17 protein-coding genes are annotated in these 19,335 nt (G+C 61.7%); 8 read left to right on the top strand and 9 right to left on the bottom strand.

Features of this window, described 5'->3' with window-relative positions:
- The first annotated feature begins 284 nt into the window (after positions 1–284).
- Both algB and PMI24_RS11615 read left to right on the top strand, forming a co-directional pair.
- A complete protein-coding gene (gene algB / locus PMI24_RS11620; protein WP_007954049.1) occupies positions 285–1,631 on the top strand; it encodes a sigma-54-dependent response regulator transcription factor AlgB in 1,347 nt (448 codons plus the stop codon).
- Between the two features lie 10 nt (positions 1,632–1,641).
- Positions 1,642–3,432, top strand: coding sequence for a KinB sensor domain-containing domain (locus PMI24_RS11615; RefSeq protein WP_007954048.1), 1,791 nt, complete (start codon positions 1,642–1,644; stop codon positions 3,430–3,432).
- On the opposite strand, the gene PMI24_RS11610 is transcribed toward PMI24_RS11615, so the two are convergent.
- From PMI24_RS11610 to PMI24_RS11580, 7 genes are all read right to left on the bottom strand, one after another.
- Positions 3,429–5,042: an EAL domain-containing protein gene (locus PMI24_RS11610; RefSeq protein WP_177323245.1), complete on the bottom strand. Its 1,614-nt coding sequence runs from the start codon at positions 5,040–5,042 to the stop codon at positions 3,429–3,431. The two genes, PMI24_RS11615 and PMI24_RS11610, sit on opposite strands and share 4 nt — an antisense overlap.
- Positions 5,043–5,117: 75 nt before the next feature.
- Complete coding sequence (locus PMI24_RS11605; RefSeq protein WP_007954046.1) at positions 5,118–5,897, bottom strand: N-acetylmuramoyl-L-alanine amidase; 780 nt, start codon at positions 5,895–5,897, stop codon at positions 5,118–5,120.
- Between the two features lie 101 nt (positions 5,898–5,998).
- On the bottom strand, positions 5,999–8,089 hold the full coding sequence (locus tag PMI24_RS11600; protein ID WP_007954045.1) for a GGDEF domain-containing protein: 2,091 nt from the start codon (positions 8,087–8,089) through the stop codon (positions 5,999–6,001).
- A complete protein-coding gene (locus tag PMI24_RS11595) occupies positions 8,086–8,964 on the bottom strand; it encodes an endonuclease/exonuclease/phosphatase family protein (RefSeq protein WP_007954044.1) in 879 nt (292 codons plus the stop codon). Before PMI24_RS11595 ends, PMI24_RS11600 begins: the two co-directional genes overlap by 4 nt.
- 14 nt (positions 8,965–8,978) lie before the next feature.
- The gene (locus PMI24_RS11590; RefSeq protein WP_007954043.1) at positions 8,979–9,620 is read right to left on the bottom strand and encodes a thiol:disulfide interchange protein DsbA/DsbL; all 642 of its coding nucleotides are present in this window, start codon (positions 9,618–9,620) and stop codon (positions 8,979–8,981) included.
- A gap of 200 nt (positions 9,621–9,820) precedes the next feature.
- Positions 9,821–10,432, bottom strand: coding sequence for a c-type cytochrome (locus tag PMI24_RS11585; RefSeq protein WP_007954042.1), 612 nt, complete (start codon positions 10,430–10,432; stop codon positions 9,821–9,823).
- Between the two features lie 32 nt (positions 10,433–10,464).
- Positions 10,465–10,770: a c-type cytochrome gene (locus PMI24_RS11580; RefSeq protein WP_045121721.1), complete on the bottom strand. Its 306-nt coding sequence runs from the start codon at positions 10,768–10,770 to the stop codon at positions 10,465–10,467.
- A gap of 191 nt (positions 10,771–10,961) precedes the next feature.
- Here PMI24_RS11580 and yihA point away from each other — a divergent pair, with 191 nt between their 5' ends.
- Positions 10,962–11,606, top strand: coding sequence for a ribosome biogenesis GTP-binding protein YihA/YsxC (gene yihA / locus PMI24_RS11575; RefSeq protein ID WP_007954038.1), 645 nt, complete (start codon positions 10,962–10,964; stop codon positions 11,604–11,606).
- 426 nt (positions 11,607–12,032) lie between these two features.
- On the opposite strand, the gene polA is transcribed toward yihA, so the two are convergent.
- Complete coding sequence (gene polA / locus PMI24_RS11570) at positions 12,033–14,840, bottom strand: DNA polymerase I (RefSeq protein ID WP_007954028.1); 2,808 nt, start codon at positions 14,838–14,840, stop codon at positions 12,033–12,035.
- 74 nt (positions 14,841–14,914) lie between these two features.
- Between polA and PMI24_RS11565 the strand changes: the two genes are divergently transcribed.
- Positions 14,915–15,211: a DUF2782 domain-containing protein gene (locus PMI24_RS11565; protein WP_007954026.1), complete on the top strand. Its 297-nt coding sequence runs from the start codon at positions 14,915–14,917 to the stop codon at positions 15,209–15,211.
- Between the two features lie 61 nt (positions 15,212–15,272).
- A complete protein-coding gene (locus PMI24_RS11560) occupies positions 15,273–16,226 on the top strand; it encodes a homoserine kinase (RefSeq protein ID WP_007954024.1) in 954 nt (317 codons plus the stop codon).
- A 41-nt stretch (positions 16,227–16,267) separates the two neighbouring features.
- On the opposite strand, the gene PMI24_RS11555 is transcribed toward PMI24_RS11560, so the two are convergent.
- The gene (locus PMI24_RS11555) at positions 16,268–17,197 is read right to left on the bottom strand and encodes a zinc ABC transporter substrate-binding protein (RefSeq protein WP_011331782.1); all 930 of its coding nucleotides are present in this window, start codon (positions 17,195–17,197) and stop codon (positions 16,268–16,270) included.
- Positions 17,198–17,254: 57 nt separating this feature from the next.
- Here PMI24_RS11555 and PMI24_RS11550 point away from each other — a divergent pair, with 57 nt between their 5' ends.
- Genes PMI24_RS11550 through znuB form a run of 3 tightly spaced genes read left to right on the top strand, consistent with a single transcriptional unit; the run spans position 17,255 to position 19,303 of the window.
- Positions 17,255–17,737, top strand: coding sequence for a Fur family transcriptional regulator (locus PMI24_RS11550; protein WP_007954020.1), 483 nt, complete (start codon positions 17,255–17,257; stop codon positions 17,735–17,737).
- Entirely contained in the window at positions 17,737–18,522 is a 786-nt protein-coding gene (znuC, locus tag PMI24_RS11545; RefSeq protein ID WP_007954007.1) for a zinc ABC transporter ATP-binding protein ZnuC, read from the top strand. Before PMI24_RS11550 ends, znuC begins: the two co-directional genes overlap by 1 nt.
- On the top strand, positions 18,515–19,303 hold the full coding sequence (znuB, locus tag PMI24_RS11540; protein WP_007954005.1) for a zinc ABC transporter permease subunit ZnuB: 789 nt from the start codon (positions 18,515–18,517) through the stop codon (positions 19,301–19,303). The genes znuC and znuB overlap by 8 nt, the downstream gene beginning before the upstream one ends.
- Positions 19,304–19,335 lie beyond the last annotated feature (32 nt).

Here is a 19,335-nt window from a genome sequence, read left to right as displayed (position 1 = left end):
CGCATCCTGCACGATGGGCCGCGGAGGGTCGTGCGTAATGCACGATTATTTCGTAGGAGAAATCATTCTTTTTGAATTGAGGGCAGGGTGCGGATGTCACAAAAGGAGGCAGGAAACCGCCTTGGAACTGTGCGATGTTTAAAAAATCAACAAAATCATTGGATTAGCCGTGAGGGCAGGAGAGAGCTACCCTGCTATGACCGGAATCGATCAGAATCAACCATGCAACTTGCCCGATTTTTCCGGGACTAACCCAAGACATTCACTTATGGAGCGTAGGAAAAATGGAATCAGCCACTGAGCACCAAGGCCGCATTCTGCTGGTGGACGATGAATCCGCCATCCTGCGAACCTTCCGTTATTGCCTGGAAGACGAAGGTTATACCGTCGCCACCGCCAACAGCGCGGCCCAGGCTGACGCGCTGTTGCAACGTCAGGTGTTCGACCTGTGTTTCCTCGATTTGCGTCTGGGCGAAGACAACGGCCTCGATGTATTGGCGCAGATGCGCATTCAGGCGCCGTGGATGCGGGTGGTGATCGTCACTGCCCATTCGGCCGTCGATACTGCCGTGGATGCGATTCAGGCCGGCGCTGCCGATTATCTGGTCAAGCCGTGCAGCCCGGATCAATTACGCCTGGCGACCGCCAAGCAACTGGAAGTACGTCAGCTGTCGGCGCGTCTGGAAGCTCTCGAAGGCGAGATCCGCAAACCCAAGGACGGTCTCGATTCCCACAGCCCGGCGATGAAAGTCGTACTCGAAACTGCGCGGCAAGTGGCGGGCACCGACGCCAACATCCTGATCCTCGGCGAGTCCGGCACCGGTAAAGGTGAACTGGCCCGAGCCATTCACGGCTGGAGCAAGCGGGAGAAGAAATCCTGCGTGACCATCAATTGCCCGTCGCTGACCGCAGAACTGATGGAGAGCGAGCTGTTCGGTCACAGTCGTGGCGCGTTCACCGGGGCCAGCGAAAGCACGCTGGGTCGGGTCAACCAGGCCGATGGCGGCACGCTGTTTCTCGACGAGATCGGCGATTTTCCTCTGACATTGCAACCCAAGTTGCTGCGTTTTATTCAGGACAAGGAATACGAGCGGGTAGGGGATCCGGTCACCCGCCGCGCCGATGTGCGTATTCTTGCCGCCACCAACCTCAATCTTGAGGACATGGTGCGTGACGGACGTTTCCGTGAAGACCTGCTCTATCGCCTGAACGTCATCACCCTTCATCTGCCGCCGCTGCGCGAGCGTGCCGAAGACATCCTGACCTTGGCCGACCGCTTCCTCGCTCGCTTTGTGAAGGAATACGCGCGTCCGGCCCGGGGTTTCAGCGACGAAGCTCGCGAAGCTCTGTTGGGTTATCGCTGGCCCGGCAACATCCGTGAGCTGCGCAACGTGGTCGAACGGGCGAGCATCATCTGCCCGCAGGAGCGCGTGGAAATCAGCCACCTCGGCATGGCCGAACAACCGGCCAACAACGCACCACGGGTTGGCGCCGCGCTGAGCCTCGACGAACTGGAGAAAGCCCACATCGGCGCAGTACTGGCGACTGCCGGCACTCTCGATCAGGCCGCCAAGACTCTGGGGATCGACGCCTCGACCCTGTACCGCAAGCGCAAGCAGTACAACCTGTGAGCACCCGCCGATGAAACTGGCGATGAAGTTGCGGACCCGCTTGTTCCTGAGCATTTCCGCGCTGATCACCGTGGCCTTGCTCGGGCTGATGCTCGGGCTGGTCAGCGTGATGCAGATGGCCGGCACTCAGGAGGCGCTGATCCGCAACAACTTCGTCACCCTCGATCTGGGGCTCAAGCTGCGCCAGACACTCGGCGATCAACTGATCATGATGCTTGCCGAGAAGCCCGACCCCGTGGCGTTCGAAGCGTCCAAACAACGTTATTTCGAATTGCTCGACGAGGGCATCGCCCAAGAGCAGAAAAACGACAATCGCCAATACGGGTTCAGTCAGGCAAAAAGCGATTACCTGACTTTCCTTGAGGCGTTCGACCTGTCCCGCGATCCGGGCGCGGCCCTGAGCAGTGGTGGCGACTTGCGCGAGCGATTCAACACCCTGCGTAACGGTTTGATCTCCGAGCACAAGCACGCGCTGGATAACATCAACGCTGTCCAGCACGCCGCCCGTGACCGGGCGCTGCTGATTTCCGGCTTGCTCGGGCTGGTGGGGCTGGCGGTGCTGATCATCGGTTTCATCACCGCCCAAGGCATCGCCCGGCGTTTTGGTGCGCCGATCGAAGCGCTGGCCAAAGCGGCGGACAACATCGGCCAGGGCAATTTCGAAGTGACGCTGCCGGTGTCCTCGGCGATGGAAATCAATCTGCTGACCCGCCGCTTCGGGCTGATGGCCGAAGCCCTGCGCGAACACCAGGCAACCAACGTCGATGAATTGCTCGCCGGCCAGCAGCGCCTGCAAGCGGTACTCGACAGCATCGATGACGGCTTGCTGATGATCGACCGTCAGGGGCATCTGGAACACTTGAACCCGGTAGCCCAGCGGCAATTGGGCTGGGACAGCGACCGTTTCGGCGAGGGCCTGGGCACAGCGCTTCAGCGTCCGGAATTGGATGCACAACTGCAACTGGTGTTGCGCGGTGGCACCCTCGAGCGCGCGCCGGAAGATTTGAGCATCGAGGTCGATGGCGAATCGCGCCTGCTGACCTACAGCCTGACGCCGGTCAGCCACACCCAAGGGCATATCCTCGGCGCCGTAATGGTCTTGCATGACGTCACCGAACAGCGCGCCTTCGAACGGGTGCGCAGCGAGTTCGTGCTGCGCGCATCCCACGAATTGCGCACCCCGGTCACGGGCATGCACATGGCGTTCGGGCTGTTCCGGGAGCGGGCGAAGTTTCCTCCGGAGTCGCGCGAATCCGATCTGCTCGACACGGTTAATGAAGAAATGCAGCGCCTGATGCAGCTGATCAACGATCTGCTGAACTTCTCGCGTTATCAGAGCGGTTTGCAGAAGCTCACGCTGGCGCCGTGCTCCATCGAGGATCTGCTGGAGCAGGCGCGTTTGCGTTTCGCCGATTCGGCGGCGCAGAAGGGCGTTACCCTGCAGGTCGAAGCGCAAGGCCCGCTGCCACGCTTGCAGGCGGATCAGGCGCAGCTCGATCGAGTCCTCGACAACCTGATCGACAACGCCTTGCGCCACACGGCGCGCGACGGGCTGATCCGCTTGCAGGCCCGGCGCCATGGCGAGCGGGTGATCATCAGCGTCGAAGACAACGGCGAAGGAATTGCCTACGGTCAGCAAGGGCGGATCTTCGAACCGTTCGTCCAAGTCGGCAGGAAAAAGGGCGGGGCCGGGCTGGGTCTGGCGTTGTGCAAGGAAATCGTCCAGTTGCACGGCGGGCGGATGGGCGTTTACTCACGGCCGGGGCAGGGCACGCAGTTCTACATGGCGCTGGCGGTCTAGGCCTCGTCGTCGATCCGGCGCCCGGCGAGCCGCCGTCCACGGGTGATCAGTTCGATGAACTGCACCGCGCTCAAGGCGTGGGCGAACAGCCAGCCCTGACCGAATTTCACCCCTTCGCTGCTCAGCAGCTCGGCCTGGGATTCATATTCGATCCCTTCGGCGATCACCTTCAGGTCCAGCGCCTGAGCCATGTGAATGATGTGCGGCGCGACACCGCTGCTGGCAGCGTCATGGCCGAGGGCGTCGATGAATGCCTTGTCGATCTTCAGGCAGTCCACCGGCAGGGTTTGAAGGTAGGCGAGGCTGCAATAGCCGGTGCCGAAATCGTCGATCAGCACCTGATGGCCGACATCCCGCAGCGCTTGCAGGTTTTCCCGGGCCACCACCACATCGATCAGGCCGCGTTCGGTCACCTCGAACGCAATCTGCCGCGCCGCGACCCGGTGCAGGGTCAACAGCCGCGCCATGACCTGGCCGATGCGCGGCACCATCACGTCGCAGGCGGCCAGGTTCACCGAGATGTACAGCTGCGGGTTGGCTCGCAGCAACTGGCCCAACTGCTCGAGCAAGCGTTGCAGGACGAAGTCGGTCATCTGGCGAATCTGCCCGGTGTTCTCCGCCATCGGGATGAACAGGTCGGGGCTGGTCAGCGTGCCGTCCGGCCGGCGCCAGCGCAGCAGGGCTTCGGCGCCGACGCAGTTGCGGCTGTCGAGATCGAAGATCGGTTGATACAGCACCTGCAACTCGCCCCGGCGGATCGCGCCGTGCAGCTCGGCATCCAGCGACTGGCGCTGGCGCACGATCCAGAACACCAGAACCCCCACCAGCGCACCGAGCACCAGACAGAACGGCACCATCCACCACCAGAGCTCCGGAATGTGCATGCCCGAGCGCGGGCTGATCAGTACCAGTTGGTATTCCGGGTTATCGGTGGGCATGCGGTAGATCAGGTGCGACTGGGTAACTTGCAGCGCATCCGGGGTTTTCGGCGGCCAGGGTTCAGTCGGTGGCCAAGCTTGCGGAATACCGAGTACCGGAATCGCCCGGGACCCGTGATCCAGCACCACCAACAGGCTGCTGCCGGGCGACAGATCGACCATGTCGGTCAAATGCCCGCGCGAGGTGGCCACGCGAAAGTTGCCGCGTCCGAGCATCAGCGCCGCGCGGTTTTCATCGGGTTCGGTGGTGGTGTTCAGCCAGTAGCTGTAGGTGGGGCCCTTGATGTCCGGAGGACGGATCACCGACAGGCCTTCCTGACGGGGGCGGTTGGAGCAGATCCGCGTGGCGTCCATGTAGGCCGCTTCATAGACGAAGCGGTAGTTGAACGTCACTTGCTGCAACGTCGCGATCATTTCGTCGTCGCAGCTGCGCAAGGGCTGGGCTTCGAGGTCGTCGAGGCTTTCGCGCAACTGGCCGAACAGTTGCTCCAGGCGCGCCAGGAACCGCTCGCCCTGGGCGTTCATTTCCTGGCTTTCGCTTTGTTCGACCTGGCGCATGGCCACGAACAGCCCGCCGGTGATCAGCAGGCTCGCACTGAGGACAGCCGCGATCATCGCCAGAAACCAGGGGCGATAAAACCAGCTACGCAGCGTCTCTCGGGTAGCAACCATCATGGATATCCGAAGAATTACCAATGAGTTATAGCTGCTGATTACACTTTCGCCCTGACCGTCGGGCGGGCGTCATTATTTTGTCTGATTCAGCACCAGCAGCAACGCTGCCGTTTGCGCATCCGGCGTGCCGTCAAAGCGCGTCGGGCGGTAGTGCATCTGGAAGGCCGCGAGCACATGCCGGGTCGCCACATCCAGCTCGCCGGTCTGCGGCGTCGAGTAGCCCAGGCGCGCCAGTTGGCTCTGGAACCAGGTGATGCTCGGCAGCTCGGCGTCGAACTGCGCCTGCTGGCGTGCCACGGCTTGTTCGTTGGGCCAGAGCCCCAGCCCTTCGGCTGCCAGACGCTTCCAGGGGAACAGCGGTCCCGGGTCGAGCTTGCGCAGCGGGGCAATGTCGCTATGGCCAATGATGTGGCGCGGGCTGATGCCCTGGCGCTTGCTGATGTCCTTGAGCAGAACGATCAGCGATTGCACCTGGGCTTCGCTGTAGGGATACCAGAGGCGACCGGTCGGAGTGTCCTTGAAGCCCGGATTGACGATCTCGATGCCGATCGAACTGGAGTTGAGCCAGGTACGGCCTTGCCATTCGCTTTCGCCTGCGTGCCAGGCACGCAGGTTTTCGTCCATCAGTTTGTAGATGGTCGCGTTTTTGTCGTCGCCGATCAGGTAATGACTGCTGACTTCGCCGTGGGTCAGCAACTGCAGCGAGCGCTCGAGCGAGGCGGAGGTGTAGTGCACGATCACGAACTGCACGCGACTGTCGTGATTGACCGAAGGATGGCTGGTGTCAAAACGCGGGCCGCTGGCACAACCGGCCAGTAAGAGTAGCGACGCGAGCAGGGTAAAAAATTTCATGGCAGAGGGCAGTACACGCAAGACGATAATGCAACAGTGTAACGTATCGCCTTGCGCTTCGACGCTTAAAGGGCTGATTTAAACAATATGGAACAATTGCCTCAGCCCAGTTCCACCCGGTTACGCCCTGCGTTTTTCGCCCGGTAGAGCGCCTGATCGGCTCTTTTGAGCACCAGATCGCTGTGTTCTCCCGGCCGAAACGCCGCCAGGCCCATGGAAACCGTGATCGTGACGCGCTCGCCCTTGAAGTGGAATGGGCAAGCTTCGATGGAGGCGCGCAGGGTTTCCAGGAGTTTGGCGCCGACGGCCGGCGGAGTGGCCGGCAGCAGCAATACGAATTCCTCTCCACCAAATCGGGCAATGAAATCGCTGCCACGCAGGCGTTTGCGCAGCACGGTCGCGATGATCTTCAATACCTTGTCGCCGGCGAGGTGGCCGTAGTTATCGTTGATCCGTTTGAAGTGATCGAGGTCGAGCATGGCCAGGCTCAGGGTGTTGCCGTGCTGCTGCCATTGGGCGATTTCATGTTCGAGCCGTTCGGTCCAGGCCGCGCGGTTGGGGAGGCCGGTGAGCGGATCGATCAGGGCTTTCTGGCGCTGCTCTTCAAGGTGTTCGCGATAGCCCAGCGCTTCCTGCTCCATGTGCGCGACGCGCTCGGCCAGGCTTTTCAGGCGTCCGGCGACTTCCTGTTCCCGGGCGTCACGCTGTTTCTGATGCTGATCCATCGTACCGAGCAGGCCTTCGAGGTGGTTTTCCAGCACCTGCTTGAGATCGTCCAGATCGGCCGCTTCCTGCACGCTGTTCTGCAAGCCGTCGACCTGTTCGCGGATCTGCGTGTCCATCGCCCGCGCCGCGGAGCTGTTGTCGGCGTGGCCTTCGCTGGCGGCCTGCAAATTGCTCTGGAACGCTTCGAGGCGTTCGTTGAGTTGCTGCAGGTAGGCTTCGAATTCGTGCTGGCCGCTGTCGGTGATGGCCAGCATCAAAGTCGCCAGATCGTCGAGGATCGGCAACAGTTCGTACCAGTTCAAGCCATTTTTCAGCCGGTCGCGCATGGCTTCGGCTTGCGGGCGGTGGCGCTCCGGCAGGGTCAGGTCATCCAGCAACCCGATCAGCGTGTCTTCGATGTGTTTGGCGACCGAGCTGTAGGACGGTTCCGGCGAGTCCGGCAGGGCATAGAGAATGTCGTGCTCGGATTGCTCCGGATCGATTGCGGCCAATGCCTGGGCGATGGGCTCGGGCAGGGGCAGGCTGTCGAGAATCACCGGCGGCGGGGTATCGCCGGGGTGGATCAGTTCGTCCGGGTTGATGGCTGTTGGCACTGTCGGCGCGAAAACTGGAGGAGGCGCAAAGGCCTGCGGCTCCGGTTCTGGCTCGGCGGGTTCTGGTTCGCTGGGGGCGGTAGGGGCTTCGGTGAGGATTTGGACAGGCTCGAAGGCCACCACCTCCGGCTCCGCATGGTACTCGTGGGTTGGCGCTGGAGTTTTCGCGGTTTCGGCCACGGGGGCGGCGATCGGTGCCTGGCTGACGGGCGCAGGGGCGACCGGTTCGGCGGTCGTGACAGGCGCTTCCTGCAAGGGCGCGGTTTCATGTGTGACGGGCGCTCGCTCCGGCTGTGCGGGCGGTGCGGCCACGGCAGGCTGGGTCGTCGTCAGAGGTGTTTCCTCGTTGTCGCGGCTGCCGAACAGGCGCTGCAACAACCCCGGTCGTCCCGGTTCCGCCGGCGTCTCCAGCTGGCTTAAGGCCTTGCCTTGCAAGCCGCTGAGTTCGCTGAGCAACAGTGGCATTTCCCTGGCCTGACTGACCCTACCGTCCAATTGTTTGGCGAATTTCTTCAGCGGCTGGGCCACATCGCGGGGCAGCGGGAGGGATTGCAGCTGAGTGACCAGCGCAGTCAGTGCGGTGCTGACCTGTTCGATCCGGGTTTCCCGGCGCTGCTCGGAATCGAGCACGGCTTTTTCCAGGCGCGGCAGCAGGGCGGCGAGGCCGGCGTCCATGTCATCGGTGCGCACCACGTCGCGCATCTCTTTCATGCACTGATCGACCACGCGGTCGGTGCCTTCCGCCGCCAGGGTGCTGCGCACCAGGCCACGGCGCAGCAGGTCGAGCCGGGCGTCCCATCGACGTTCGAGCTTTTCCTGTTGTTCGATGCTTTTGAGGTATTTCTCTTTCCAGCGCTGGGCTTCGTCGCTCATTCAGGGGTTCCGCGAAGGGCAGTGCTCAACGCGGGCAATGCATCGGCCGTGAGCGAACCCGGCAGACGAATCTCTACCGCGACCGGCAGGTGATCGGAAATCGGTTGTGCCAGCACTTCGACTTTTTCGAGGGTCAGGGTCGGGCTGAGCAGAATATGGTCCAGGCAGCGCTGCGGACGCCAGCTGGGGAATGTCGCTTCGAGTTGCGGGGCCAGCAGGCCGAGGTCGCGCAATGGCGAGTGTTGCAGCAGATCGCTGGCGTGGGTGTTCATGTCGCCCATCAGCACCTGGTGCTTGTAGCCGCCGATCAACTCGCGGATGTAGGCCAGTTGCATGCTGCGGACCCGGGCGCCGAGCGCCAGGTGCATCATCACCACTACCAGCGCTTCCGGGCCTTCGCCAAAACGCACCAGAATCGCACCGCGTCCCTTCGGACCCGGCAGCGGATGGTCTTCGATCGCCCACGGCCGCAGGCGACTGAGCACGCCATTGCTGTGCTGGGCCAGTCGGCCAAGGTTGCGATTGAGTTGTTGATACCAGTAGGGGAAGGCGCCGAGCTGGGCCAGGTGTTCGACCTGATTGACGTAGCCTGAACGCAGGCTGCCGCCATCGGCTTCCTGCAGGGCGACCAGATCGAAGTCGCCGAGCAGATTGCCGATCTTTTGCAGATTGGTGGAGCGCCCGGGGTGCGGCAGCAGATGCTGCCAGCTGCGGGTCAGGTAATGCCGATAGCGCTCGGTGCTGATGCCGACCTGAATATTGAAGCTGAGCAAGCGCAGACGGCTGTCTGCGGGCAGGCCCGTCGATTCCAGGTGATGCTCGTTGACCTGCGGATCATGCAGGCCAACGACGCGTTCGGTTCCCCAGCGGCGCATGGCGATTGCCGCGCTTAGTTGGCGGCTGCCTTGTTGGTCGCTCGCTCTTTGGCCACCAGTTGGTCAGCCAGTTTCAGTGCCTGTTCGGCGCCGCCAGCGGAGCCGATGTCGAAGCGGTACTTACCGTTGACGATCATGGTTGGAACGCCGGAGATTTCATACTTCTTGGCCAGCTCGCGGGCTTTCACGATCTGCCCCTTGATGGCGAACGAATCGAAGGTCGCCAGGAACTTGTCCTTGTCCACGCCTTGAGTGGCGAGGAAGTCGGCCATGTCGTTCTTGTCGGTCAGTTTCTTGTGTTCTTTCTGGATCGCGTTGAATACGGCAGCGTGCACGTTGTGCTCGACGCCCATGGCTTCCAGGGTCAGGAACATCTGGCCGTGAGCGTCCCACGGGCCACCGAACATCGCAGGAATGCGCACGAAGTTGACGTCGGACGGCAGTTTTTCAACCCACGGATTGATCACCGGCTCGAACGCGTAGCAGTGCGGGCAGCCATACCAGAACAGCTCGACCACTTCGATCTTGCCAGGCACGGCGACCGGTACCGGGTTGCTCAGTTCGACGTAAGGGGCAGCAGGGGCTTCGGCGGCCTGGGCGGTGACGCCGAACAGGCTGGCAGCGACGAGGGCGGCGCTGATGATCAGATTACGCATGCTTTACTCCTGGACAATTTTGGTCGCCTCGCGCGACCTGTTTTCAGACAGATCCTGGCGGGCATGAGTTCTGTAGTGTAACGGCAGCGGCCACAAAAAAGGGCGGCCAAAGCCACCCTTTTTATACTTGCTGCGACGGATTAATCGAGCGTTAACGTGGCAGGCGTTGGCCATTGCACGCAATGCTCGAATCGCGCGTCTTAGTGCAGGCCCTGAATGTAGCTGGAGACTGCCGCGATGTCTTCGTCGCTCAGCTTGCGGGCGATGGTGCGCATGGTCATCGCGTCGCCGTCGTTGCTGCGGCCGGCTTCTTCCTTGCGGAAATCGGTCAGTTGCTTGGCGATGTACTGAGCGTGTTGGCCACCCAGGTGCGGGAAGCCGGCGGCTGCGTTGCCGGCGCCGTTCGGCGAGTGGCAACCGGTGCAGGCTGGCAGGCCTTTCTCGAGGTTGCCGCCACGGAACAGGGCTTCACCGCGAGCGACGATCTTCGGATCGGCAGCGCCGACGCTGCCTTTCTGGCTGGCGAAGTAGGCGGCGATGTCGGCCAGGTCCTGATCGCTCAGGTTGGTCAGCAGGCCGGTCATTTCCAGAACGGTGCGCTTGCCCGACTTGATGTCGTGCAATTGCTTGGTCAGGTAGCGTTCACCCTGTCCGGCCAGCTTTGGAAAGTTTGGCGCCATGCTGTTGCCATCCGGGCCATGGCAGGCGCCGCATACGGCGGCTTTTGCCTGGCCTGCGGCTGCATCACCGGAAGCATGGGCGAAGCCTGAGATTCCCACGGTCAACAGCAGACTCACGATCAGTTTGTTCATCAGCTAATCCAACTACGGCTAAGGGTTAAGAGTTATGGACCGGGCTTACTCTCGCTCATCCAGAGGATGAGGGCCTGGTAATCCTCGGCACTGCAGTCCATGCACAAACCACGCGGCGGCATCGCCTTGAAACCCTGGGTCACGTGTTGCACCAGCGTCTCCATACCTTTCGCCAACCTCGGCGTCCAAGCTTCCTGATCGCCTCTTCTGGGCGCCATGGGTAGTTGGCCGGAATGACAGGCTCCACAAACACGGTTGTACACGGCTTCCGGATCCTGTGTAGCCTGTGCGCTGTAAAGCGGCATCAAGACTCCGGCAGCCAGCAGCCATTTCGTCATAAAACGACCTTTTCAGGGTTGAGAGCGTTCTGCGTTCTAATGCGCAATCAAGGTCTGTCGCTCTCGTGAACTTCATCCTTCGCTGGGACAAAGCACACACAAAATCTGCGGCATTATATACTGGCGTCACTGAAACGGAAGCGACACCGCGTTCCGCGCCTAATCCCGGCGCCGCCCACATCGGAAATCCCATGCAACTCAAGAATCCCATCCTCGGCCTGTGCCAACAGTCCACGTTCATGCTCAGTGCCGCCAAAGTCGATCAGTGCCCCGACGACGAAGGCTTCGAAGTGGCGTTCGCCGGTCGTTCCAACGCCGGTAAATCCAGCGCGCTGAACACTCTGACTCACGCCAGCCTGGCGCGCACCTCGAAAACCCCGGGTCGCACACAGCTGTTGAACTTCTTCAAGCTAGACGATGAACGGCGTCTGGTCGACCTCCCGGGCTACGGTTATGCAAAAGTACCGATCCCGCTCAAGCAACACTGGCAGCGTCACCTTGAGGCTTACCTCGGTGGCCGCGAGAGTTTGAAGGGTTTGATTCTGATGATGGACATCCGTCATCCAATGACCGACTTCGACCTGCTGATGCTCGACTGGGCCGTTGCGGCCGGCATGCCGATGCACATCCTGCTGACCAAGGCCGACAAACTGACCTACGGCGCAGCCAAGAACACCCTGCTCAAAGTGCAATCGGAAATTCGTAAGGGATGGGGCGATCAGGTGACGATCCAGCTGTTCTCCGCCCCGAAACGCATGGGCCTGGAAGAGGCCTACACTGTGTTGGCGGGCTGGATGGAACTGGCAGACAAAGGCGCGGAAGCAGCGACCGAATAATCGGAATATGGAAAATTGGCTGTAGTGTGGTCAGGCAAGGCAAAAGTGTTAGTAAAACGGCCGGGGTCGCGCTCGACTTTAGGGGACCTAAATGAGCATTTTTACTAACGCTTTTAACGCAGCATGACCGCGCTACAGCCGATTTTGAGGCAAAAAAAGCCCCGGACTTCATATGGGGAGGGAGAAGTTCCGGGGTTTAAGTTCCGAACCGCTAGGGCGGGGTTCAGATATCTGCCAACACTTAACACAACATAGGAGCATCGAAGGGCTTCACCAGCCATTCAGTATCTCTGAGTGCCCTGTCGCAAGATTAGTTCAGAATCTTTTCAAAAAACTTTGGAATAAGCTCAAGAACGATCAGGCCTAAGCGCTTTTCGATGCCTTTGCCGCGACGCTCGGTCGCGGCAAAACCCCGTCCCAGACGCCTCAGTGCGCCTCGTCCCAGTTGTTGCCAACCCCCACTTCCACCAGCAACGGCACGTCCAGTTTCGCCGCTTCGCTCATGTGCACACGAATTTCTTCACGAACCTGATCGACCAGATCCTCGCGGACCTCCAACACCAGTTCGTCATGCACCTGCAGGATGACTTTGGCGTCCAGCCCGGAAGCGCTCAGCCAGTTATCCACCGCCACCATGGCTTTCTTGATGATGTCTGCTGCGGTGCCCTGCATCGGCGCGTTGATCGCCGTGCGCTCGGCGGCCGCGCGTTCCTGCGGCTTGTTGGAGTTGATGTCCGGCAGATACAGGCGACGACCGAAGATCGTTTCCACAAAGCCCTGGTCCGCTGCCTGGGCGCGGGTGCGATCCATGTACTCACGCACGCCCGGGTAACGCGCGAAGTAGGTGTCGATGTAGGCCTTGGCGGTCTTGGTGTCGACGCCGATGTCCTTGCCCAGCTTCTGCGCGCCCATGCCGTAGATCAGGCCGAAGTTGATCGCCTTGGCGCCACGGCGCTGGTCTGAGCTCACTTCGTTCAGCTCGACCTTGAACACTTCGGCCGCTGTGGCGGTGTGCACGTCCAGATTGTTGCGGAAGGCGTTCATCAGGCCTTCGTCGCGGGACAGGTGGGCCATGATCCGCAGTTCAATTTGCGAGTAGTCCGCTGCCAGCAGTTTGTAGCCTTTCGGCGCGACGAACGCCTGACGGATGCGTCGGCCTTCGGCGGTGCGCACCGGGATGTTCTGCAGGTTCGGATCGCTCGACGACAGGCGACCGGTCGAAGCGACAGCTTGATGGTACGAAGTGTGGATACGCCCGGTGCGTGGGTTGATCTGCTCCGGCAGGCGATCGGTGTAGGTGCTTTTCAGCTTGCTCATGGAACGGTGTTCCATCAGCACTTTCGGCAAGCGGTGATCGTCTTCGGCCAGTTTCGCCAGCACTTCTTCGGCGGTGGACGGCTGGCCCTTGGCGGTCTTCTTCAGCACCGGCAGGCCAAGTTTCTCGTAGAGGATCACGCCCAGTTGCTTCGGCGAGCCGAGGTTGAATTCTTCACCGGCGATCTCGAACGCTTCACGCTCCAGCGCGACCATCTTGTTGCCCAGCTCAATGCTCTGGATGCCGAGCAGTTCAGCGTCGACGAACGCGCCCTGGCGCTCGATGCGAGCAAGCACCGGCACCAGCGGGATCTCGATATCGGTCAGCACGCTGGCCAGGCTCGGGATGGCGCTGAGTTTTTCGAACAGCGTCTGGTGCAGGCGCAGAGTCACGTCGGCATCTTCGGCGGCATACGGCCCGGCCTGTTCCAGAGCGATCTGGTCGAAGGTCAGTTGCTTGGCGCCTTTGCCGGCGATGTCCTGGAAGCTCACGGTGGTGTGATCGAGGTACTTCTGCGCCAGGCTGTCCATGTCGTGACGGGTGGCGGTGGAGTTGAGCACGTAGGACTCAAGCATCGTGTCGAAGGCGATCCCGCGTACGGTGATGCCTTCGTTCTGATCGCCACCGATGGCGCAGTTGGCCAGGATGTTCATGTCGAACTTGGCGTGCTGGCCGACCTTGAGCTTGTTCGGGTCTTCAAGGATTGGCTTGAGCGCGCGCAGCACGGTGTCGCGATCCAGCTGCTCCGGCACGCCGATGTAGGAGTGGGTCAGCGGGATGTAGGCCGCTTCGTTGGCCCGCACCGCGATGGACAGACCGACCAGTTGTGCCTGTTGCGCATCGATGCCGGTGGTTTCGGTGTCGAAGGCGAACAGTTTGGCGTTCTTCAGCTTTTCCAGCCAGACGTCGAATCGTGCCTGATCGAGGATGGTTTCGTACGCGGCTTCAGCCGGAGCGGCAGGCGCTTCTTCTTCGGCTGGCGCGCTGAACAGATCGCCGGCCGGCGCAGGCTCGGTGGCAGCGCTCAGTTCCAGACGCTTGGCGTCCCGCTCCAGATCGTTGATCCAGCTCTTGAACTCCAGCAGGGTGTAGAGCTCAAGCAGTTTGGCCGAGTCTTCCGGGCCCATTTGCAGGTCGTCGAGGCCGATATCCAGCGGCACGTCGACCTTGATGGTCGCCAGTTGATAGGAGAGGAAGGCCATCTCCTTGTGCTCTTCGAGCTTGGCCGGCAGGGTCTTGGCGCCGCGAATCGGCAGGGTCGGCACGATGTCGAGCTGCGCATACAGCTCGGTCAGACCGCCGTTGACCCCCACCAGCAAGCCGGAAGCAGTCTTCGGGCCGATGCCCGGAACGCCGGGGATGTTGTCGGAAGAATCGCCCATAAGGGCCAGATAATCGATGATCTGCTCCGGAGCGACGCCGAATTTCTCCTTCACGCCCTCGACGTCCATCGAGCTACCGGACATGGTGTTGACCAAGGTAATGTGGCCATCGACCAGTTGCGCCATGTCCTTGTCGCCGGTGGAGATGATCACCGGGCGGTCGGCGGCCGCGCTGCTGCGGGCCAGGGTGCCGATCACGTCATCGGCCTCGACGCCTTCGACGCACAGCAGCGGGAAACCGAGGGCGATCACGCTCTGGTGCAGCGGCTCGATCTGCACGCGCATGTCGTCGGGCATGCTTGGGCGGTTGGCTTTGTATTCGGCGTACATCTCATCGCGAAATGTCCCACCCTTGGCGTCGAATACCACGGCGAACGGGCTGTCGGGGTACTGCTTGCGCAGGCTCTTGAGCATGTTCAGCACGCCTTTGACCGCACCGGTCGGCAGGCCTTTGGAGGTGGTCAGCGGTGGCAGCGCGTGAAAGGCGCGGTACAGGTAAGACGAACCGTCCACCAGGACGAGGGGGGCTTGGCTCATGAGCAGAATCAACCTTTTCGGCGGGCCCGGCGCTAGAATAGCGGGACCGTTGACGACAAAGGGACAAGGTTATCATGCGTACGTTAAATCGCTTGCTGCTGGTCAGTCTGATTGCTGTCTCACCGCTGGCCGCGATCGCGGCGGATGATGCGCCGTCGTCGGAGCCGGAAGTTACCATTAGCACGCACACGGAAGGCGACAAGGTCATTCAGGAATACAGCCGGAGTGGATTCGTGTATGCGATCAAGGTCACACCGAAGGTCGGCAAACCCTATTTCCTGGTGCGCGCCGATGGTACGGACGCGAACTACATCCGGTCCGACCAGCCGAATATGCTGATTCCAGCGTGGGAAATCTTTACCTGGAAGTAAGTTTCCTGACTTTTAATCGGCGCCGTTTGATGGCGGCGCCAGAACTGAGCAGTTTTTAACCATGTCTGTGTTCACCCCCCTGGCTCGGCCCGAGCTGGAAACCTTTCTCGCCCCTTACGGGCTCGGCCGTCTGCTCGATTTCCAGGGGATCGCCGCCGGCAGCGAAAACACCAACTTCTTCATCAGCATGGAAAAGGGCGAGTTCGTCCTGACCCTGGTCGAGCGCGGCCCGGTGCAGGAAATGCCGTTCTTCATCGACCTGCTCGACGTGCTGCACGAGGCCGATCTGCCGGTGCCTTACGCACTGCGCACCACCGACGGCGTGGCCCTGCGCGAGCTGAAAGGCAAACCGGCGCTGCTGCAACCGCGTCTGGCCGGCAAGCACATCAAGCAGGCCAACGCCCAGCATTGCGCGCAGGTCGGTGAGTTGCAGGCGCATCTGCACCTGGCGACCCAGGGCGACAACATGATCAAGCGCAAGACCGATCGTGGCCTGGACTGGATGCTGGAAGAGGGTACGCAGTTTCTTTCGCACCTGAGCGACGAGCCGCGTGCACTGCTGCAGAAGGCGCTGGATGAAATCACCCAACAGAAAGATAAAATTCTCGCGCTGCCACGGGCGAACATCCACGCTGACCTGTTCCGCGACAACGCGATGTTCGAAGGCACGCACCTGACCGGGCTGATCGACTTCTACAACGCCTGCTCCGGCCCGATGCTCTATGACGTGGCGATTGCCCTGAACGACTGGTGTTCGGACGATGACGGCCTGATCGATGGCCCGCGTGCGCGTGCATTCCTGGGTGCCTACGCGGCGCTGCGACCGTTCACGGCAGCCGAAGCCGAGCTGTGGCCGACCATGCTGCGAGTGGCGTGCGTGCGGTTCTGGCTATCCCGCTTGATTGCGGCGGAATCGTTCGCCGGGCAGGACGTGTTGATCCACGATCCGAAAGAGTTCGAGCAGCGTCTGGCGCAGCGTCAGACGGTCAGTACGCCGCTACCTTTCGCCCTGTAAAAGAAAAAACCGCAGCCTGTACAGGCTGCGGTTTTTTTGTATCAGAGCGATTCGAGACAACCCGCCAGATCATTCCCCAGCTTTTCCAGCACTTGCTCGTAACCCTGAGCCGTCGCTGGCGTGTACCCGCCCAACGCATCCAGCTCCGCCAGCTTCACCGGCAGGCCTGCCACCAGGGTTTCGGCCAAGCGTGGGCGCAACGGCGGCTCACTGAACACGCAGGTCTTGCCGACTTCCTGCAAGCGCGCGCGCATCGCCGCCACATGCTGGGCGCCGGGCTGCACTTCCGCCGCGACGCTGAACACGCCGGTGTGTTTCAGGCCGTAGGCGTCTTCGAAGTAGTCGAAGGCTTCGTGGAAGACGAAGTAGGGTTTGCCTTCAACACTGGCCAGGCGTTTCTTCAAACGCTGATCCAGTGCATCCAGACGCTCATCGAACGCTTTGGCATTGCTCTGATAGCGCTCGGCATTGGCCGGGTCGGCGGCGCTCAGGTCAGCGGCCATTTTGTCGGCAATAACCCGCGCGTTCACCGGCGATAGCCACAAATGCGCATCGAGGCTGCCCGGGCGATGGTCGTGATCGTGTTCGTCGGCTTCTTCGGCATGGGAATGACTGTCTGCGGCGAAGCGGCGCAGCTTCATGCCCGGCAGGTCCTGCACGGCAACGCTCGGCAGCGTACGACCGTTCAGCACGCGAGGCAGGAATCCTTCCATGTCCGGGCCGATCCAGTACAGCAGGTCCACCGATTGCACCTTGCGTACATCGGACGGACGCAACGCGTAGTTATGCGGCGAAGCCCCCGGCGGCAGCAGCACTTCCGGAATCGCCACGCCGTCCTGCACCGCAGCGGCAATCAGTTGCAGGGGCTTGATGCTGGTGAGGACTCTGACCTCGGCCTGAGCCGGACCGATCAGCAGAAAACCGGTGATGAATACGACAAAAACAGAAAAAAGTCGGGACACGATGACCACTCAATGAGGCGAGAACGGGTAACATAATAACGTCTCTAACCAAACTCGTCGCCGCTCATGCCTATTACACCGATTGCCAGCCGTCCCCACGACCACTCGCACTGCGTTCACAGCGCGCTGTCCGAGGCCGATGCCCTGTGTGCACAGAAAGGTCTGCGCCTGACCGCGCTGCGCCGGCGCGTGCTGGAATTGGTCTGGCAAAGCCACAAGCCGCTGGGTGCTTACGACATTCTGGCGGTGCTCAGCGAGCAGGATGGCCGCCGCGCCGCGCCGCCAACCGTGTACCGGGCGCTGGATTTCCTGCTGGAAAACGGTCTGGTGCACCGCATCTCCTCGCTGAACGCCTTCGTCGGCTGCGTTCACCCGAAACATTCGCACCAGGGCCAGTTCCTGATCTGCCGTGAATGCCACGCCGCCATCGAACTTGAGCAAAAAACCATCAGCGACGCCATCGTTCACAGCGCCAAGGATGTCGGCTTCATCGTCGAGGCCCAGACCGTGGAAGTGGTCGGCCTCTGCTCCGGTTGCCGGGAGGCTTGATGAGCGATGCGCTGATCCGTCTGGAGCAGGTGGCAGTCCGGTTTGCCGGGCAGAACGTGCTGGACAATATTCATCTGAGCGTCGAACCGGGGCAGATCGTCACCCTGATCGGCCCCAACGGCGCCGGCAAGACCACGTTGGTGCGCGCCGTGCTCGGGCTGTTGAGGCCCGACAGCGGCAGCGTCTGGCGCAAGCCGAAACTGCGCGTCGGCTACATGCCGCAAAAACTTCACGTCGATCCGACCTTGCCGTTGTCGGTGCTGCGCTTCCTGCGCCTGGTTCCGGGCGTCGATCGCCCGCGTGCGCTGGCGGCACTCAAGGAAGTTGGTGCCGAGCATGTCATCGACAGCCCGGTGCAAAGCGTTTCCGGCGGTGAAATGCAGCGCGTGCTGCTGGCCCGGGCGCTGTTGCGCGAGCCGGAACTGCTGGTGCTCGACGAGCCGGTGCAAGGCGTCGATGTCGCCGGGCAAGCCGAGCTGTACAGCCTGATCACCCGTCTGCGTGACCGTCACGGCTGCGGCGTGCTGATGGTGTCCCACGATCTGCATCTGGTGATGAGCACCACCGATCAGGTGGTGTGCCTCAACCGTCACGTCTGCTGCTCCGGGCATCCCGAGCAGGTCAGCGGCGATCCGGCCTTCGTCGAGCTGTTCGGCAACAATGCGCCGAGCCTGGCGATCTATCACCACCATCATGACCACGCCCACGACCTGCACGGTTCGGTGGTCAAAGGGCCCCTGTCGGCTCAACCTCACGTTCACGGAGATAGCTGCAAGCATGGCTGATTTTCTGTTCTACGCCCTGCTTGCAGGTCTGGCGCTGGCGGTGGTCGCGGGGCCGCTGGGCTCGTTCGTGGTCTGGCGGCGCATGGCCTATTTTGGCGACACGCTGTCTCACGCCGCACTGCTCGGCGTGGCGCTGGGCTTTCTGCTGGATGTCAGCCCGACCGTCGCGGTCACCGTCGGCTGCCTGCTGCTGGCGGTGTTGCTGGTGACTTTGCAACAGCGTCAGCCGCTGGCGTCCGACACGCTGTTGGGCATTCTTGCGCCGAGCACGCTCTCTCTCGGCTTGGTGGTACTAAGCTTCATGCATGAAGTACGGATCGACCTGATGGCCTATCTGTTCGGCGACCTGCTGGCGATCAGCCCGACCGATCTGGCGTGGATCCTCGGCGGCAGCGCGGCGGTGCTGGTGTTGCTGGTGACGCTGTGGCGGCCGCTGCTGGCGATCACCGTGCACGAAGAGTTGGCCAAGGTAGAAGGCCTGCCGGTGGCCGGTTTGCGCATGGCGCTGATGCTGCTGATCGCAGTGGTGATCGCGGTGGCGATGAAAATCGTCGGTGTGTTGCTGATTACTTCGCTGTTGATCATCCCGGCGGCTGCGGCACAACGTCACGCCCGTTCGCCGGAGCAGATGGCACTGGGCGCAAGCGTGCTGGGCATGCTCGCCGTGTGTGGCGGGCTGGCGCTGTCCTGGTTCAAGGACACCCCGGCCGGCCCGTCAATCGTTGTGACGGCGGCCGCACTGTTTCTGCTGAGTTTTGTTCTGCCCCGTCGAGGGGTGTAGACTTGCTCGTTTTTTGCGCAAATAGAGAGTCG

Origin of the sequence: Pseudomonas sp. GM25 (assembly GCF_000282255.1) — a bacterium.
Classification (GTDB): Bacteria; Pseudomonadota; Gammaproteobacteria; order Pseudomonadales; family Pseudomonadaceae; genus Aquipseudomonas; species Aquipseudomonas aphyarum.
Note: the sequence above shows the minus strand (reverse complement) of the source record. Positions and strands in the feature narration are given on the sequence as shown.

Coding starts and splice junctions, on each gene's coding strand:
- algB (WP_007954049.1), top strand. CDS start 285: ATGGAATCAGCCACTGAGCACCAAGGCCGCATTCTGCTGGTGGACGAT.
- PMI24_RS11615 (WP_007954048.1), top strand. CDS start 1,642: ATGAAACTGGCGATGAAGTTGCGGACCCGCTTGTTCCTGAGCATTTCC.
- PMI24_RS11610 (WP_177323245.1), bottom strand. CDS start 5,042: ATGGTTGCTACCCGAGAGACGCTGCGTAGCTGGTTTTATCGCCCCTGG.
- PMI24_RS11605 (WP_007954046.1), bottom strand. CDS start 5,897: ATGAAATTTTTTACCCTGCTCGCGTCGCTACTCTTACTGGCCGGTTGT.
- PMI24_RS11600 (WP_007954045.1), bottom strand. CDS start 8,089: ATGAGCGACGAAGCCCAGCGCTGGAAAGAGAAATACCTCAAAAGCATC.
- PMI24_RS11595 (WP_007954044.1), bottom strand. CDS start 8,964: ATGCGCCGCTGGGGAACCGAACGCGTCGTTGGCCTGCATGATCCGCAG.
- PMI24_RS11590 (WP_007954043.1), bottom strand. CDS start 9,620: ATGCGTAATCTGATCATCAGCGCCGCCCTCGTCGCTGCCAGCCTGTTC.
- PMI24_RS11585 (WP_007954042.1), bottom strand. CDS start 10,432: ATGAACAAACTGATCGTGAGTCTGCTGTTGACCGTGGGAATCTCAGGC.
- PMI24_RS11580 (WP_045121721.1), bottom strand. CDS start 10,770: ATGACGAAATGGCTGCTGGCTGCCGGAGTCTTGATGCCGCTTTACAGC.
- yihA (WP_007954038.1), top strand. CDS start 10,962: ATGCAACTCAAGAATCCCATCCTCGGCCTGTGCCAACAGTCCACGTTC.
- polA (WP_007954028.1), bottom strand. CDS start 14,840: ATGAGCCAAGCCCCCCTCGTCCTGGTGGACGGTTCGTCTTACCTGTAC.
- PMI24_RS11565 (WP_007954026.1), top strand. CDS start 14,915: ATGCGTACGTTAAATCGCTTGCTGCTGGTCAGTCTGATTGCTGTCTCA.
- PMI24_RS11560 (WP_007954024.1), top strand. CDS start 15,273: ATGTCTGTGTTCACCCCCCTGGCTCGGCCCGAGCTGGAAACCTTTCTC.
- PMI24_RS11550 (WP_007954020.1), top strand. CDS start 17,255: ATGCCTATTACACCGATTGCCAGCCGTCCCCACGACCACTCGCACTGC.
- znuC (WP_007954007.1), top strand. CDS start 17,737: ATGAGCGATGCGCTGATCCGTCTGGAGCAGGTGGCAGTCCGGTTTGCC.
- znuB (WP_007954005.1), top strand. CDS start 18,515: ATGGCTGATTTTCTGTTCTACGCCCTGCTTGCAGGTCTGGCGCTGGCG.